Genomic DNA, 16,319 nt, shown 5'->3' with positions numbered 1-16,319 from the left:
AAAAGTGGTTTATCGTCTTGATCTCTTGGTGGATTTAACATCCATTGAGCCTGATCTACCAATAAAGGTCATTGCTGTGCGGAATCCGATATGAGCTTGAGCGACCTCCTGATATTCATAGGTTCGAGTTGAAGTTTCTAAATAATGAGCTATATCTTTCCAGCTTCCACCTCTTACAATTTTTCTTGGCTCATTTGGATCATCATAAACTGGATCCAAATCCCAAGTATCAACTCTGGAAGTTGTTTTGTAAGCATCCAATACCCATTCAGCAACATTGCCTGACATGTTATACAAACCAAATCCATTTGGAGCAAACACATCAACAGGTGCTGAATAGGCAAACCCATCATCAATGTAATTTCCTCTACCGGGTTTAAAGTTTGCCATCAGACAACCTCTTTTGTTTTTGAGGTAAGGACCTCCCCAAGGATATTTTGCTACGTCCTTTCCACCTTTTGCTGCATATTCCCATTCTGCTTCTGTAGGAAGTCGAAAGGCAGGTACGTCAAACTCAGCCTCATCATTTGCTCTAAGGTGGTAAGTTCTCCATTCACAGTATTTCTGAGCTTGGTCCCATGAGATTCCCACGACAGGATAGTTGTCAAAAGCTGGGTGATCAAAATAGAATTCCATTAATGGATCACCATAATGGTATGAAAAACTTGTTGACCAGACAGTTGTATCAGGTCTCAGTTCATCGTAATTGAATGTAGGAGGTTCTTTGAGTGTAGTTGGTGTTCCAGTAGCTAACTCTCCGTTTTTTACAGCTTCCAAAAACTGTCTGTATTTGTTATTGGACACTTCATATTTATCCATAAAAAATTCAGAAATAGTAATCTGCTTGTTCATTGAGGACTGAGTGTAAGCGATATCCTCGTCAGATTGTCCCATCCAAAATGTTCCCGCTTTTACAGGAACCATATCGATAGGCAGGTTCTGTGACCAGCTTGCTCTTTTAGCCACACCGGTTACTTCACCTCTTCTATTTGCCTTGTCACTCGCCGACCCCTTCTTATTAAAAAGACCGCAACTAGGTAAAAGTGTTGCGATGGCCAAGCCCAAAGTAATTGGCACTAAGCGGAGTTTCATTTTTTTATACATAAATGACGTTTTTGGAATCATCAAATTTTTGCCCAAGCTAAAACCATCTCGGAAGCGAAATTTAGCTGAATTAGGCGCAATAATGCAAATAACCTGCCAATTTTAAACCTTTTTGTAAACCAATCGTAGACCACAGGATTTAAGGATTTTATCCAAGAATAAATTGGCTAAAATCTATACCTAGGGGTTCTCTGAATAACCCGCTCAACTTCCCGACTTACCGTAGGAAGAACATATCTAAGCATTAGTTCATGGCTAGTTGGAGATTTAGCTTCCAATCCTCCAACCACCAAATCAAATGCATAGCCCAGTTTTAAGGAATTGTCCCTTAACAAACTGTACCCAAGAATAAATGAGACTGATTCTTCTCCTCTATAGGCAATTCCACCATTGATTTTATTTTGATGTGTTGCCATAACGCTCACATCGTATGAAAAATTATTGAACGAGACCGTTTTAATCAGGAGACTTGGCTCAATTCTCAACTGGCCTATTGGACGAACCCGATAACCGAATAGTATATAAGAATGATTCTTTAATTGATTTGCATAGGAAGCATCACCGAAATCAAAAGAAGGCTGAGTTAGATGTTTTGTGCTTAAACCCAAATAATACTTTCCTCTGTCATAAAGAATGCCAGCACCAAAATCAACAGCCATTTGACTTTCTTTTCCTGATTGGGGTAAGTTTGGTTCGGGATTGACTACAATTATCTCCCCGTAATCCAACGAACTTGAAAACATACCCAGGTATCCTCCAAAACTTAAGGTTGCGCGATTTATTTTTTTCTGGTAGCTGCCTTGAAGGTTAATTTCCAAATTTCCTGTAGCACCGATTTGATCATTCACAATTGTAAGGCCATAACCAATATTTTTGGCATCCAACCTTCCCTCTGCTGTAATTAATTGAGTCACTGGGGCACCTCCCTGCCCGGAACTGGTGGTGTAATTAGCCCATTGGGAACGATGGAGTGCTGAAAATCTATAACCACTCTCCTTTCCCGCAAAAGCAGGATTATAATACATGCCATTGAACATGTACTGAGTAAATTGCGCGTCTTGTTGGGCCTGAATATATCCTGTGATAAAAAACAGAATTCCTAAAAATCCAAGCTTCAAAAAGTTATCCAATCGGCTTTTGATAGTCATTTGGCAATGGTTTCTCCAATTTTAAACTAGTGTATGAATTTAAACTGAAAAACCACAGAAAATGATTCTAAGAATTACAAATTATTGGCCTTTTTGATATAAAGTTCCAAAGCACCGGTCATACTTGGCGCATTAGGCATAGGCGCTTCAATATCCAATATTAATCCCATATCTCGGACTGCTTGGGCGGTGGTAGGACCAAAGGCTGCGATCCTAGTATTTCCTTGTACAAAGTCGGGGAAATTCTGTTTCAAAGATTTGATCCCAGACGGACTGAAAAAAGCCAGGATATCATACTTCACATCCGCTAAATCAGAAAGATCAGCAGCGACAGTGTGATATATAATGGCCTCTGTAAAAGATATGCCGTGCTTTTCCATGTAACCCGGGATATCATCCTTTCGGATATCAGAACAAGGAAAAAGGTATTTTTCGTTTTTATGCTTCTTGAAATAATCAAAAAGATCCTCTGCTGCTTTTTGACCAACAAAAAGCTTACGCTTTCGAATCACGATGTATTTTTGCAGATAATGCGCTGTTTGGTCTGAGATGCAAAAATACTTCATTTCAGCAGGCATTTCGATCTTAAATTCTTTGCAAATAGCAAAGAAATGATCTATGGCATTTCGGCTAGTAAAAATAATAGCCGTATGCTTCAGGATGTCAATTTTCTGCTTTCGGAATTCTTTTGGAGGAACTGGTTCAACCTTAATAAACTGCCGGAAGTCAATTTTCAGCTTATACTTTTCCGCCAAGAGCAGATATGGAGAATTTGCGTCGGTAGGTTTAGGCTGGGAAACTAGGATACTCTTTACGGGCTTAAAGCGATCTTTTGGAGCTGCACTCATGCTAGTTTTTTCCTTTATTTTAGTTCAAAAACGTCATTGACCTAGAACCATAATCCATTTTGCAAGGATTAGAAAAGGTACTAATTCCGCGATGCAAAGGTAAGTAAATAAATGGTATTTCTTAAAACTCAGCCTACTCATCATTATTAGGAACAAACCCACCACCCCCAGGATATAAAACCAGAAGAATCCTGCGATCAAAATCCCAAATACGGACTCTAAAGCGGCGAAATTATTCGCAACAAAGTAGGCTCCGATCAAAATCACCACTGTAATCCCAAAAACAATCAACCGAAGTAGGTAAAAAAAATGGGAAAATTCCGCCTTGCCTAAATCAAACAAATACGAAACAACCCGGATTCCAATAAACTTCATAATCGTCAGGATGGTAATAATGAACGATCCCACAAGCCAAATCATCAGTAAAGCTGAAAAATCCAATCCAATCCATGTCTCCAACCATTCTCTCCGATAAATTACCAATCCCGTAACAGCACCTTGGGAAATCATCATCCCAACAATCAAAATGTAGAAAATAATGTCAAAAGAGAAGAATTTCTGCAGGTTACCACTGTCGGAAAAATCTTCCGCGCTGATAACTGACAAGGGCTGAACCATCACTGCAAGTAAATATGGGTAGGCAAGTTTATATAATGCCACGAAAAAGAGGATAATAAACAAAGCCGAAAAATAGAAATCCCTGACTGGTTGAGGGATAAAACGAAATTTTAACGCACTTTCAACTGCTCCAGAGGCCAATTCCTGATCATTAATCCTAGACAATACTTTTCGTATGCTGGTATTAAAAGACTCCAAATTGGAACTAACTACCGTAAAAGTTGCCTTCTCAGTTCCAAATTCCGAACGAAATTCACTTGTGGACTTGTAGAAAACGGTATCACCGGAAGTTAATTGCCAGAGCCTACCATTCACAAAAACTGTAGACTTGGATGGAAGCTTTATCCTGAGTTCGGACTCTGGAAATGAAACCAAGTCCACTTCTAACTCAACCTGATTATTACTTTCCAACCACGATTCCTCCTTGGCTGATTTCCATTGCCCATCATAATTTTCCAATACCTGAGCGTTGATACCCAAGCTCAGGAAAACAAAAAAAAGGAAGAGCAATCGAATTTTTAACATATTTCTGTTCAACCTCTAAAACCTGGCCAGATACCCAAAATGAATTCTGGAATAGGAAAAAGACAATGGCTGGGAGTTCGATTTTCCCAACGCGAATACAAAACTGAATAATCCTCCGTCAGTGTCCAAATTGATTCCAGTTCCAAATGAAAAGGGATGATCAATTTTTTCAGCTTCAAAAGGATTTTCGACCAACCCCATATCCGTAAAAACGATCAAAAAAGAGTTTTCATCAAAAAACAAACGCTGCTCAACATTCAGGTATGCATAGCTTTTCGCAAAAAAATTCTTCTCGTTAAAGCCGCGGATACTTTTTAACCCTCCTAGCCGATATAGTTCATTCAAAAACAGATTTTGATTCTGGAGAAACCCTCCCACTCCTCTTAGCCACATCCCCCAGGCTGGTTTCAAGAAAATGTGCTTTTCGGCTGAAAAACTTCCCTGATATTGAGGTGAAGATTCCTCAAGCCCTTGGTACAATTCTTCCGGAATCCCGGTGTTCTGAATAATTCGCTTGTTACCCAGTGAAAATTGCCCCTTGATTCGCCCTCCTCTCCGTGGTGAAACAGGAGAATTAAGCGTATTCCAGTCCATTCCTATTCCGTATTGGTTCCAGCGATAATCGATCGCTGCGGGCAAAATTTCCTCCGATTGAAGGTCTTCCTGAGAAATCAAATCGCCGGCCTGCCTTCTGGTGAAAAAATTAAGATACCCATCATCTGAAATCCGATATCCAAAATCCAGTTCAAATGTTCGGTTGACAAAACTTGAATCTTGCTTGAGCAACGAAAATCCCGCTTTCAGATCCAATGGCGATCGGAACACAAAAGACTCTTTTCCATTGATTTCAAGGGATTGAGATTGGATATTGAGTCGTTGCCAGTTCACCGAAAAATCGCGCCCTTTGCCCCCCAAATGGTAAAGTTGGAGGTCGACTTCTCCTGTAATCAACATTTTACCCGGTTCGTTTTCATTGGGCAAAAGCCCGATAACCCCGTCAAATACATTTACTCTTCGGTCACGAACCGTGAAAACAGGCTTAGCTTGCTGTGTTTGAAAGGATAGCTGGGGAACTTCCGTCAAGGTAAAATAAGCTGACCTGCGGAAGGTCTGAGTTGCCTTTTCAAGATCTTTTTGGGAAAATGGCTCTCCCGGGACAAGGCCGGAAAGCTGCTGAAGATAGCGCTCTGATGTTTTTGTTTCACCTGCAATTTCCAAACTGTCCCAGGTAATTCTCGGCCCCGAACTGAAATCCATCACTCCGGAAATCAAACTTCCTCGAATCTGTAGGCTATCCAAGGCTAATTCTGCGAATGGGTAACCTTGGTTTTCTGCCAGTTCCAATACTTTTTGCGACCAAATGAACGGCTCCTGATAGTTTAGCCCTGGCTTACCCAATTCTTTCAGATAATCAGTAGGGACATTTCCGGCATTTATCTCGCTCCAGCGAAAGAGCGGGCCAGGCTTCCAAATCAAAAAAAGAGTGTCTGCTTTTTTTTCCTCCAAAAAGAATCCTTCCAAAAAGCCTTCCTTTTGAAAAGCCCCTGAGACTGAGTCAGCAAATTTTCTTGCTTTAGTTTCTTCTGAAAACTCCCGAATAGCCTGACTTTTTGAATTTGGACTTTGCGTCCACCCCACCCTGAAAACCAGCTGGCTCTGACACATAGCCTGTGCAAAAGTAAACCAGAGAAAAACCGTCAAAAATCGCGACTTCAAGGTGCAATCCGGGATTGATTATATTCGCAAGTTAATCGAATTCACTTGGCAGGCATCTACATCCATATTCCATTTTGCAGGCAAGCTTGCCATTATTGTGACTTTCACTTCAGCACCAATCTGAGCCGAATGGATCAACTGGTATTGGCAATCGGTAAAGAAATAGAGCTTCGGAAGGATTATTTATCAGGTCAGACAATCGAAAGCGTCTATTTCGGAGGAGGCACACCTTCTTTACTTTCGGAAAAACAACTTTATTTTTTGTTGGAAAAAGTCAATAAAACATTTTCCTCTGACTGGAAAGAGGTCACGTTGGAAGCTAATCCGGACGATCTTTCATCCGAAAATCTGATGAGCTGGAAAAAAGCCGGAATCGATCGCCTGAGCTTGGGAATTCAAAGTTTTCAGGAGGAAGTCCTGCGTTTCTACAACCGCGCACATTCCGCATTAGAAGCCAAGGAGGCAATTTCTAGGGGCCGGGATGCAGGATTTGAAAAATTCTCGATTGATCTGATTTATGGATTTCCTCATCCGGATCATTCCCTATGGAAAAAAGATTTGGAAGAGGCCATTCGACAAAATCCAGGGCACATCTCAGCTTATTCCCTAACTATGGAACCTAAAACAGCTTTAGGCAAATGGACTGAAAAAGGCCGATTTCAGCCTGCTGAAGAAGATTTTGTGGCAGAGGAGTTTGAATGGCTACAAGTTCAGGCTGAAAAAGCAGGATATGTCCAATATGAGATATCCAATTTTGGAAAACCCGGACAATTTGCATTACACAACACAAACTACTGGAAAGGTGTCCCCTATCTTGGACTTGGACCGAGTGCTCACTCCTTTGATGGAAAAAACCGAGGTTTCAATCCTGCCACAAACCCCGGCTACCTCAAATCCCTGGAGTCTGACCAAATCCCCTTTGAAACAGAGTCTAGCTCGCTTGATGATCAAATCAATGACCGGATTCTGACCGGATTACGGACGATCTGGGGACTTTCCCCGGCTGAATTGGCGACTGATTTTGGATTGGACATTCTCCTCGCCAAAAGAAATGAGATTGAGAAATTAGAAAGTCAGGATTGGCTGAGATGGGATGGCAATACCTTATCTTTGACAAAGAGGGGAATGTTATTGGCTGACAGTATCGCTGCCGAACTTTTCTTTTGAATCTTGAACTCGTGTGTCCGAAAACACCCTCTATTAGAATATTTATTTACAATTCGAGATTCTATCCGCCTTTAAAAAACAGCTTGTAATCACATGAAAAACGACTCCTATCCGGGAAGAAAGAAAGAAGCTGCACCTCTTGAGGCCGCATTCAATGAGCTCCTGAAAGCATATAGGCTGGAAGACAAATTCAAGGAAAAACTCCTGATAAGTTCCTGGGGCGAAATAGTTGGACGGACCATTTCAGATCGGACTACCTCTGTTTTTATCAAAGACAAAAAGCTTTTTGTGAAACTGAGCTCAGGCCCTATCAAAAAAGAACTGATGCTAAACAGATCCAAAGTCTTGGTTTTGATTGAAGAAAAAGTTGGAAAAGGTGTGGTGGAAGAATTGGTATGTCTGTAATCAGTTCTTGACAATTTTTAACAGGACAAAGCTGCTTGAACGGATCTGTTGTAATCAGGATTAGTTCCGTTTCAGTATAATTGCGAAAGCATTCCGATGGTCAAACTTCCCGCTATCCATATCGGCAAACTCAGTCTCCTCCTCTCCATATTGGTGTGGCTGGCCTTGCTGTTTGTGGATTTGGTCAGGCTTTTCGGAATAATCAATGAAATGGATTCGGGTATTTCCGACGAAATTACCTGGATCCTGGAGATCCTGTTTTTTTTCACCCTTTATGGGTTTTACAGCTATTCAATTGGCAAAAATATTCAAAGTGATTTCCTGAACCTGCTTTGGCGTGCCGCTTCCACAGGTATTTTCGCAAGTGGAGTTGCCTTATTGATTGAGCTCTTCTATTTGTCCATGGGAGAAAGCAAACTCGCATCGGAACCTTTTCTCAAAAATTTCTTCTACCACGTCAACTTTGCCCTAACGGCCGTTTTTTTGATTTCATCTGCGCTGCTTTGGAAGCACCTGATTCTTTATCAGAAAAACAAACCAGTCGTCAAACAATGGCAAGCGTTTGAATTTGCCATGCTGGGATCGATGTTTTTTGTCTTTTTCAATAAAAACAATTTCGATTACAGCTTCCTATTTGGTATGGTCATCCTTCTGGTGATTTCAGCGGTGTTGTCCGGCAATTTGAAGTGGATTCCTTACCTGACTTTCAAGGAAAAGTGGAAATCATTGCTTTTTCTATTTATTATTCTGATCTGCACCGGCTATCTATTCCGGCGGCTTTTGGCATACAGTGAGGCAGAAACCTACCAAGTCAACCTGACCGACAACTTGTTTTTGGTTGCACTTTTTGGATTCATTTTTATATATGCGCTTTTCAGCTTTTTAGTAACCCTCTTCAATCTCCCCACTTCCTCTGTTTTTGAACAAAAGCTTACTGAAGCGATCAATTTCCAGCGGCTGAGCCAGTCCATCCAACCTGAGGAAAATGAAGAACAGGTGTTGGATATTCTCCTGGACAGCTGCATGAGTGCTTCCTATTCTGATGGTGCTTGGATCGAAATGAACCCCGAAGAACAGGTGGTAGGGATCAACCAATTGAGGTTCCTGGATGAGCCTACTAAACAAGAGCTTTGGGAATTGATAAAAAATCAAAAGTCAGCAACCGATTGGAACTCGGAAAACAGCCCGGAACTCCTTCAACCTGTACCGCTCAAACTTGAGCACCCTCGTTACGAATCCGCGCTTTTGGTTCCTTTGGTAATCAATAAGTCTACGATTGGACGAATGGTCCTCTTCAAAGAAGTCCGCGACGGATTCAACAAGGAAATGGTGAACATCATTTCCACTTTTGTCCGTCAGGCTTGCATTGCGGTCGAAAATCACCGCCTGCTTAATCAAGCTATTCAAAATGAACGATACCAGGAAGAACTGAAAATCGCCCAACGGGTACAAAAAGCCTTGCTCCCTGCGAAATTGGACCATCCCGACAGTTTTGAGATTTGCGCTTATTCCAATGCTGCCGATGAGGTGGGGGGTGATTATTACGACACCTATAAATTGGATGAAAACCGGTATGTACTCATCATAGGGGACGTATCGGGAAAGGGAACCTCTGCGGCATTTCACATGTCCCAGATGAAGGGAGTATTTCACAGCCTAATCCAGCTCAACCTTAGTCCTGCTCAATTTATGATCAAAGCAAATTCAGCCTTGAGCAAATGCCTGGAAAGGAACCATTTTATAACTGCCTCCATTTTTCTGATCAATATTGCAGAGCAAAAAATCTGTCATTCCCGAGCCGGTCACGTACCCACTTTATTTTACCAAGCCAAGGAAGCAAAATCGGAGTTTATGCTCTTCGATGGACTCGGTTTGGGAATTTTAAGAAACAAGCAGTATGAAAATCACGTTCAGGAAAGAACCTTTACCTATGAGGCTGGAGATATTCTGGTTTTGATCACGGATGGAATCGTAGAAGCAAAAAACCAAAAGGGACACCAATTTGGATTTGAACGCATCCGCAGTCTAGTAGAAATTCACCACACCAAAAGTCCACGTGAGATCCAAAACCATTTAATTGATTCCCTTCATGCCTTTGTAGGTGGAGACGGGATGATTGACGATGACTATTCCATGATGGTGGTCAAATTTCAAAGTATATCCTCTTAAAACCATTTAATAAAGAACACGTAAGTCATGCTTCGTCTGGAAAAAACAAAAGAAAATAACTACGATATCCTAAGTATCACCGGGGAAGTGGATGCGAGCAACTCTGTAATTCTTGATGAGGCGATCCAAGAACTCATTGCAGGAGGAAGCAAGTTCATCTTAATCGACGGCAAAAATCTTGAATATATTTCTTCAGCGGGATTGGGGGTATTTATGTCTTATCTCGAAGATTTTCAGGAGCAGGGTATTAATCTAAAGATTTGTGAGTTGACGCCCCGGGTGTATGAGGTGTTCAAAATTCTTGGTTTGGATCAATTGATCCCGATTTATCAGGACAAAACGATGGCATTTGCCGGTTGAAATGAAGCATAGACTTAATCTTTCTTGTCAAACCTCCGCTCTTTCTGAACTTAGAGCTTTTTTGCAGCAAGCGCTGCACAAAGCCTCTCTTTCTGAAATTGAAAAACACCAGGTCACACTGGCAGTTGAGGAAGTCTGTGCCAACCTGATTATCCATTCTCACGGTTGTAATCCCCAAGACCTCATACATTTGGAGGTAAAGGATTCTTCTGAAAAATTGATTTTTGAAATTTCCGACCATGGAGAGGCATTCAATATTTTGGAATATGAAGTCCCTGACCTCAAAAAAGTCATGGTAGAAAAACGCAAAGGAGGCTTAGGCATCATTTTGGTTAAGAAGATCATGGATGAAATCGAATTTGAATCCAAAAACGGCACAAACACCTGCCGTCTGATCAAATGGTTCCGATCCTAATTTTGGTTAAATGCCTAGCCTGGCAGGCTTTCTCCTTGAATTACTGATAAATTTGTAACATTGCATTGTAAATCGGCTATCCAGTTCATGAATCACCGAACCATTTCGGCATTTGTAGTTTTCCTTCAGTTTGCTTTTCTGATCACAGTATGCACTTCGGCCACAGCGCAGGATTCAAATGAAATCCTTCTGACCGTAGGTGGAAAGGCCGTGGAAAAAGATGAATTGGTTTATCTGATCTCCAAAGGCAAAGGGACTGAGACTGGGACTTCGGGTGTCAGCAGAGAAGAGTTTGAAGAAAACCTGAACTTGTTCATCAACTATAAGCTAAAAGTCAGGGAAGCTGAAGCCAAAGGACTGGACAAAACAGAGGAGTTTGCCAAAGAATTCGAGTCATTCAAAGAAACGCTCATTTCCCCTTATTTAATCAAAAATTCACTGGAGGAAGGGGAGCTTAGGAAAGCTTATGCCCGCATGCAGGAAGTGGTGAGAGCAAGCCATATTTTGTTTCAATTTCCTCCAAATGCCAGCACGGAAGACAGTTTGATCGTCTTGAAGATGGCTTTGAAAGTCAAAGGAGAAATCGAAAACGGGGGAAACATTAATGAACTTGCCGTTCAATACTCTGACGACCCATCAGCAAAAGTCAACAAAGGTGACTTAGGATATTTTACCAGCCTCCAAATGGTCCAGCCGTTTGAAGATGCCGCTTTCACACTGCAAGTAGGGCAAGTATCAGATCCCGTATTGACCAATTTTGGTTACCATATCATCCAGGTAAAGGATCGCCAGCCTAATCCAGGACAGGTCCGGGTCTCTCATATTTTGGTGCGTTTTGATCCTCTTGACCCTACTCAGGAAGAAAATGCTCGAAGAAAAATCTCTGATATCTATGCAGAAATTCAGAAAGAGAATACCGTTTGGGAGGACATCGTAAAAACCTACTCTGAGGATCCCGGCACCAGCGAACGTGGAGGACTTCTTCCTTGGTTTGGAGTCGGAAGTATGATTCCGGAGTTTGAGTTGGCCTCCTTTTCTTTGACTGAAATCGGCGAAGTTTCTCCTCCTCTAAAAACCCAATATGGATACCACATCTTGAGATTGGAGGATAAAAAACCCATTGATTCCTTTGAGGAAATGGAAGAGAGTATCCGCTCCAGAATCCTAAGAGACTCCCGATCCGGCATGATTCAATCCCAAGTGGTCGCCATTCAAAAGGCACGTTATGGCTTTAAAGAAGATGAAACCTCGGTATTGAATCTTGGCAAAAACTTGAATTCTGTTTCCAAGGTGGATTTTAGAGGTGCTTTGACCAGCCAATCCTTAGAGGATGCTCCCCTTTTTACACTTCAGGGAAAATCCTATTTGGCCTCAGATCTAGCTAACTATATGGCTTCCCAAGAAATCAGTCCCAAAGTAAATGGAGGGACATTTGATTTCTGGTATGAGCGATTTGTAGCGGAAACTCTTTCCCAAGTTGAGGAAATTGACCTGGAAACTAACAACAGGGAATATCAAATGCTTCTCAAAGAGTATCGTGATGGAATTTTGCTTTTCTCTTTGATGAATCAGGAAGTCTGGCAAAAAGGAATCTCTGATTCACTTGGACAGGTGGAATTTTATCGGAAAAACATCTCAAAGTATCAGTGGAAAAATCGAATTGAGGCTTTCCTCGTGAAAGTTCTGGACAAAACTCAGTTGGAAAATGCGAGAAAAACCCTTCAGGGCAATGGCTACAATAAGTCAATGATGGAAAGCTTTGAAAGCAATTACAAAGCAAATAATCCGCTGGCATTTCAGACAGAGTCAGGTGTTTTTGAATACGCTGATCATCCGGTTCTTTCCAAAATCAATCCTGAACTTCCCTATCAGGAAATTGAAGCAGACGGAGCCTTATACTTGATCATTTTGGGTCAGAAATTCCCTGCCGAACCTAGAAAATTTGAAGAATCAAGAGGATTGGTCATTCGAGATTATCAGGAATACCTAGACAAAGCGCTGACAGATTCTCTTAAAGCAAAGTATCCCATCCAGATCAACCCTCAGGTAAAAGAGGAAGCTTTTCTGGCTCTGAATCAATAAAGTAACCATGATCCCCCTTCATCTGGGGAAATAAGATCAAACAACATCATGAAATTTCTAAACCGACTTATTCTCAGCCTTTTTGGAGCAATGGCTCTGAGTCAAACCATTGCTCAGGAAACCCCTCCTACCGGACAGGTTTTGGATAAAATTGTCGCAAAAGTTGACAACAATATTGTCTTGGAATCAGAAGTCCAACAAACCTACATCGAGGCGATTGCACAAGCTCAACAGGGAATGGCTACTCCTGACCGATGTGAAGTATTTGAGAGTCTCCTGATCAACAAGCTTATGGTAGCCAAAGCGGAGATTGATTCGGTAATGGTTACTGATGCAGAGGTAATGCTCCAAGTAGATAATCGATTCAACCAAGTCATGCAGCAATTCGGTGGGGACGAAAATATGCTAGTCCAAGTCTATGGAAAAACCTCCGAGCAGCTAAAAGGTGAAATCGAAGATGTGATTCGGGAGCAGATGATCGTCACAAAAATGAGAAGCAAAATCACTGAAGGGGTGACTGTCTCACCTGCAGACGTAAGATCGTTTTTCAACAGTATTCCACAGGATTCCTTGCCGTTCTTTTCGGCTGAGGTCACTGTCGGTCAGATTGTTAAGAAGCCCCAAGTCAATCCTAAAGTAAGAGATGAAATCCTTAAACAACTCCGCCAGTTCAAACAGGATATTTTGGATGGAAAGGCAGACTTTGCCGAGCTAGCTAAAAAGTATTCAGAAGACCCGGGTTCAGGAGCTCAGGGAGGAGATTTAGGGTTCTTCCGAAGAGGCGAATTAGCTCCTGAATATGAAGCAACTTCGCTTGGATTAAGACAAGGGGAAATCAGTGATCCTGTGGAGACCCAGTTTGGTTTTCACATGATTCAATTGCTAGAGATCAAAGGAAATACCTACAATACCAGACACATTCTGCGAATTCCAAAAGCGTCGGAAGAAGATATTCTCCTAGCCGAACGCTATCTCGACAGTCTAAAACGGGAAATCCAACTGGGAAAAATCGAGTTTGCCAAAGCTGCAAAAGAATACTCCGAGGACAGAAGTACCTCTGATAACGGCGGTTTTTTCACCGATCCGGCAAACAACTCCAACAGATTGACTCTTAGAACATTGGAAGATCCGGTTCTTTACTTCACTTTGGACAGTATGCAAGTTGGGTCAATCACCAAGCCAATTCGATTTGAAGACCCACGAGAAGGAACCAAAGTCAGAATCCTATTCTACAAAGCCAAGTATCCAGCTCACAGGGCCAATCTGGAGGATGATTATGAAAAAATGAAAGCTGCTGCCCTCCGTCGAAAAGAAGATGAATTGCTCGGCAAGTGGTTTGTCACAGCTAAAGAAGATGTCTTCATCGACATTGATCCCGCTTACGATCGCTGCAATGTGCTTCAGGAAAAATAAAAAGATCCCCAATCATTGAGTTGATTGGGGATCTTCAATTTTAAGATTCAAGATACTTTTACTTCTTTCCAAAAATCGCTTTTAAAGCCAGTCCAAACTGTTTCAACCCTTCTTTGGCAAATCCTTTGGACTCTTCCAATTTAGGTTCCAACTCATCTTTCTTCTGTTTGAACTCACGCTCAAGCAGCTCTTTACCTTTGCGAAGTTCTTCCTCCAGCGTCGTTTTGTTTTCTTTCAGGTCCTTGATTTTTTGCTCGATATCGTCTTTGACGTCAGCACTAGCATCAGCACCTTTTCTAATCAGTTCTTCGATTTTCACTCCTATTTCCTGAAGTACTTCTTCGATCTCCTGGGTAGTTGACTTGTTGTTTTCCATAACTAAAAGTGATTGGTAAGATGGTCTAACAAGTTAATCAAAAAGCTGAAAATCAGGGACTATTTTCCAGATCAACCTTCAATTGACTCACTGCTTTGAGTCTGCTTTTCAAATAATTCGGCATATACGCCCTTTTTGCTCATCAGGGATTCGTGATTTCCGCGTTCGATGATTTTTCCATCATGCAGGACAATGATATGGTCAGCAAGCTTGGCTGAAGAGACCCGATGGGAAATGATCACTGAAGTACGATTCTCCATTATCCTCTTCAGGGCTGATAAAATGGAATTTTCAGTTTTTGTATCGACTGCCGAAAGACAGTCATCCAAGATTAATATTTTTGGTTCCTTAGCAATTGCCCTTGCAATGGAAACACGCTGCTTTTGCCCACCCGAAAGCGTAATTCCCCGCTCCCCAAGCATTGTCTCAAAGCCTTTAGGGAAATCAATGATATTTTGAAAAACATCGGCATCTTTTGCCGCCTTTTCAATCAAGGCTTGGTCTGCATGGTCCAACCCAAAGGCAATGTTGTTGGATATCGTGTCTGAAAAAAGGAAAACATCCTGAGGGACAAAACCCATTTGCCTCCTCAGGTCTGAAATGTTGTACCTGCGAATGTCTTTCCCATCAATCTCAATAAACCCCGAAGTGGGGTCATACATCCTCATAAGAAGATTGGCAATAGTTGACTTTCCTGAACCTGTCGTACCAATAATTCCCAAGGTCTCTCCTGCTTTGATTTTGAAGGAAATGTGATCCAAAGCTTTGATCCCCGAATCCGGATAAACAAAAGTCAGATCTTTGACCTCAATATCACCTTCGATTTCCGCCTTCAGATTTTCTGTGCTTACAATGTCATTTTGGATATCGAGAAATTCATTGATCCGGGTTTGGGAAGCCGCAGCCCGCTGTACAATGCTGGTCACCCATCCCAAAGAAGTTACCGGCCAAGTCAAAATATTGACATACAAGATGAACTCTGCGATCACTCCATAGCCAATTTCCCCCTGAATAACCATTAACCCGCCTGCATAAACAGTAATAATGGTGGAGATCCCTACCAATGCCATGATCAATGGGAAAAACAATGCATTCACCCGAGTCAATTCGATGGACTTGTGCTTATACTCCTCACTTGCCTTGGTAAATTCCCTTGCCGAATCCTCTTCCCTAACAAACGCTTTCAATACCCGAATCCCTGAAAATGCCTCCTGAACGAAGGTGCTGAGTTCGGAAAGGCTTTTTTGAATCTTCTCTGACCTTTCATTAATGAGGTTATTGACAAAATAAATACTCACCGAAAGGATTGGAAGTGGCAACAGGGAATATAAAGTCAATTCTGGGTTGACCGAAATCATGTAAAAAATGACCAATGGAAATAGAATCAGCAAGTTAAGCCCATACATGATGGCAGGACCTAAATACATCCTAACACGGCTCACGTCTTCTGAAATCCGAGCCATGAGATCTCCGGTGCTATTTTTGCGATAGAAGCTTAGGGGAAGATTTTGGTAATGCTCAAAAATCTCATTCTTCATGTCATACTCCACTTTTCGGGACATGATAATGATGGTTTGCCTGATCAGAAAAAGGAAGAATCCTCTCAATAAAGCCATCACCAAAATGAGAATTCCGAAAACAAACACGAAATCGAGGAAATTTTCTCTGGCGAATTCTCCCAATCCTCCTTTCATCAATGGCCGATAAAGAGAAAAACTCTCAACCACATAATCTATGGCAATTCTGACCAGCTGGGCGGGAATAATTACGAAGATGTTGGAGATGACCGTAAATATGATTCCCAACAGCAATAAACCCTTGTATTTGTATAAATACTTATTGATTCTCCAAAGTGGCTTCACCAAATAAAAACTTTAAAATCGAGGATAAACTTGTAGAAACTTCGGATACATTTCCTTTGTTGGCTGATAAAAGTATTTAATTTTGTATCAGCCTTTTTTCCGAAGGCAAGA

14 protein-coding genes are annotated in these 16,319 nt (G+C 41.6%); 7 read left to right on the top strand and 7 right to left on the bottom strand.

What is annotated here, in order from left to right; all coding sequences use genetic code 11:
* Positions 1 to 9: 9 nt before the first annotated feature.
* From porK to D0X99_RS07555, 5 genes are all read right to left on the bottom strand, one after another.
* Positions 10 to 1,104 (bottom strand): T9SS ring complex lipoprotein PorK/GldK, encoded by a 1,095-nt coding sequence (gene porK / locus D0X99_RS07575; protein WP_119477078.1) that lies wholly within the window; start codon positions 1,102 to 1,104, stop codon positions 10 to 12.
* A gap of 167 nt (positions 1,105 to 1,271) precedes the next feature.
* Positions 1,272 to 2,252 carry a PorP/SprF family type IX secretion system membrane protein gene (locus tag D0X99_RS07570; protein WP_119477077.1) on the bottom strand — a complete coding sequence of 327 codons (981 nt, stop codon included), beginning with the start codon at positions 2,250 to 2,252 and terminating at the stop codon, positions 1,272 to 1,274.
* 74 nt (positions 2,253 to 2,326) lie between these two features.
* Positions 2,327 to 3,100 carry a uroporphyrinogen-III synthase gene (locus tag D0X99_RS07565; protein WP_119477076.1) on the bottom strand — a complete coding sequence of 258 codons (774 nt, stop codon included), beginning with the start codon at positions 3,098 to 3,100 and terminating at the stop codon, positions 2,327 to 2,329.
* Between the two features lie 33 nt (positions 3,101 to 3,133).
* Positions 3,134 to 4,243 carry a DUF4271 domain-containing protein gene (locus tag D0X99_RS07560; RefSeq protein ID WP_119477075.1) on the bottom strand — a complete coding sequence of 370 codons (1,110 nt, stop codon included), beginning with the start codon at positions 4,241 to 4,243 and terminating at the stop codon, positions 3,134 to 3,136.
* Between the two features lie 15 nt (positions 4,244 to 4,258).
* Positions 4,259 to 5,959, bottom strand: a complete 1,701-nt coding sequence (locus D0X99_RS07555; RefSeq protein WP_147392204.1) for a POTRA domain-containing protein — start codon at positions 5,957 to 5,959, stop codon at positions 4,259 to 4,261.
* A 45-nt stretch (positions 5,960 to 6,004) separates the two neighbouring features.
* Between D0X99_RS07555 and hemW the strand changes: the two genes are divergently transcribed.
* From hemW to D0X99_RS07520, 7 genes are all read left to right on the top strand, one after another.
* Entirely contained in the window at positions 6,005 to 7,126 is a 1,122-nt protein-coding gene (gene hemW / locus D0X99_RS07550; protein ID WP_119477073.1) for a radical SAM family heme chaperone HemW, read from the top strand.
* A gap of 93 nt (positions 7,127 to 7,219) precedes the next feature.
* The gene (locus D0X99_RS07545) at positions 7,220 to 7,531 is read left to right on the top strand and encodes a DUF721 domain-containing protein (RefSeq protein WP_119477072.1); all 312 of its coding nucleotides are present in this window, start codon (positions 7,220 to 7,222) and stop codon (positions 7,529 to 7,531) included.
* 96 nt (positions 7,532 to 7,627) lie between these two features.
* Positions 7,628 to 9,700: a GAF domain-containing SpoIIE family protein phosphatase gene (locus tag D0X99_RS07540; protein ID WP_119477071.1), complete on the top strand. Its 2,073-nt coding sequence runs from the start codon at positions 7,628 to 7,630 to the stop codon at positions 9,698 to 9,700.
* 27 nt (positions 9,701 to 9,727) lie between these two features.
* Positions 9,728 to 10,060 carry an STAS domain-containing protein gene (locus D0X99_RS07535; RefSeq protein ID WP_119477070.1) on the top strand — a complete coding sequence of 111 codons (333 nt, stop codon included), beginning with the start codon at positions 9,728 to 9,730 and terminating at the stop codon, positions 10,058 to 10,060.
* 1 nt (position 10,061) lies between these two features.
* Positions 10,062 to 10,475: an ATP-binding protein gene (locus tag D0X99_RS07530; protein WP_119477069.1), complete on the top strand. Its 414-nt coding sequence runs from the start codon at positions 10,062 to 10,064 to the stop codon at positions 10,473 to 10,475.
* Positions 10,476 to 10,562: 87 nt separating this feature from the next.
* A complete protein-coding gene (locus D0X99_RS07525) occupies positions 10,563 to 12,557 on the top strand; it encodes a foldase protein PrsA (RefSeq protein WP_119477068.1) in 1,995 nt (664 codons plus the stop codon).
* A gap of 48 nt (positions 12,558 to 12,605) precedes the next feature.
* Positions 12,606 to 13,970 (top strand): peptidylprolyl isomerase, encoded by a 1,365-nt coding sequence (locus tag D0X99_RS07520; RefSeq protein WP_119477067.1) that lies wholly within the window; start codon positions 12,606 to 12,608, stop codon positions 13,968 to 13,970.
* A gap of 58 nt (positions 13,971 to 14,028) precedes the next feature.
* Here the strand turns inward: D0X99_RS07520 and D0X99_RS07515 are convergent, their stop codons facing one another.
* Together D0X99_RS07515 and D0X99_RS07510 are read right to left on the bottom strand one after the other, a co-directional pair.
* Entirely contained in the window at positions 14,029 to 14,346 is a 318-nt protein-coding gene (locus tag D0X99_RS07515; RefSeq protein ID WP_119477066.1) for a hypothetical protein, read from the bottom strand.
* A gap of 71 nt (positions 14,347 to 14,417) precedes the next feature.
* Positions 14,418 to 16,208, bottom strand: coding sequence for an ABC transporter ATP-binding protein (locus D0X99_RS07510; protein WP_119477327.1), 1,791 nt, complete (start codon positions 16,206 to 16,208; stop codon positions 14,418 to 14,420).
* Positions 16,209 to 16,319: the final 111 nt, after the last annotated feature.

It is taken from the genome of Algoriphagus lacus (assembly GCF_003583985.1).
Classification (GTDB): domain Bacteria; phylum Bacteroidota; class Bacteroidia; order Cytophagales; family Cyclobacteriaceae; genus Algoriphagus; species Algoriphagus lacus.
This window is presented reverse-complemented; position numbering and strand designations above follow the sequence as displayed.

What these genes read in the sequence shown, in the direction of transcription:
- D0X99_RS07545 (WP_119477072.1), top strand. Translation starts at nt 7,220, where the DNA reads ATGAAAAACGACTCCTATCCGGGAAGAAAGAAAGAAGCTGCACCTCTT.
- D0X99_RS07570 (WP_119477077.1), bottom strand. Translation starts at nt 2,252, where the DNA reads ATGACTATCAAAAGCCGATTGGATAACTTTTTGAAGCTTGGATTTTTA.
- D0X99_RS07560 (WP_119477075.1), bottom strand. Translation starts at nt 4,243, where the DNA reads ATGTTAAAAATTCGATTGCTCTTCCTTTTTTTTGTTTTCCTGAGCTTG.
- D0X99_RS07535 (WP_119477070.1), top strand. Translation starts at nt 9,728, where the DNA reads ATGCTTCGTCTGGAAAAAACAAAAGAAAATAACTACGATATCCTAAGT.
- D0X99_RS07540 (WP_119477071.1), top strand. Translation starts at nt 7,628, where the DNA reads ATGGTCAAACTTCCCGCTATCCATATCGGCAAACTCAGTCTCCTCCTC.
- D0X99_RS07565 (WP_119477076.1), bottom strand. Translation starts at nt 3,100, where the DNA reads ATGAGTGCAGCTCCAAAAGATCGCTTTAAGCCCGTAAAGAGTATCCTA.
- D0X99_RS07530 (WP_119477069.1), top strand. Translation starts at nt 10,062, where the DNA reads ATGAAGCATAGACTTAATCTTTCTTGTCAAACCTCCGCTCTTTCTGAA.
- D0X99_RS07520 (WP_119477067.1), top strand. Translation starts at nt 12,606, where the DNA reads ATGAAATTTCTAAACCGACTTATTCTCAGCCTTTTTGGAGCAATGGCT.
- D0X99_RS07525 (WP_119477068.1), top strand. Translation starts at nt 10,563, where the DNA reads ATGAATCACCGAACCATTTCGGCATTTGTAGTTTTCCTTCAGTTTGCT.
- porK (WP_119477078.1), bottom strand. Translation starts at nt 1,104, where the DNA reads ATGTATAAAAAAATGAAACTCCGCTTAGTGCCAATTACTTTGGGCTTG.
- D0X99_RS07515 (WP_119477066.1), bottom strand. Translation starts at nt 14,346, where the DNA reads ATGGAAAACAACAAGTCAACTACCCAGGAGATCGAAGAAGTACTTCAG.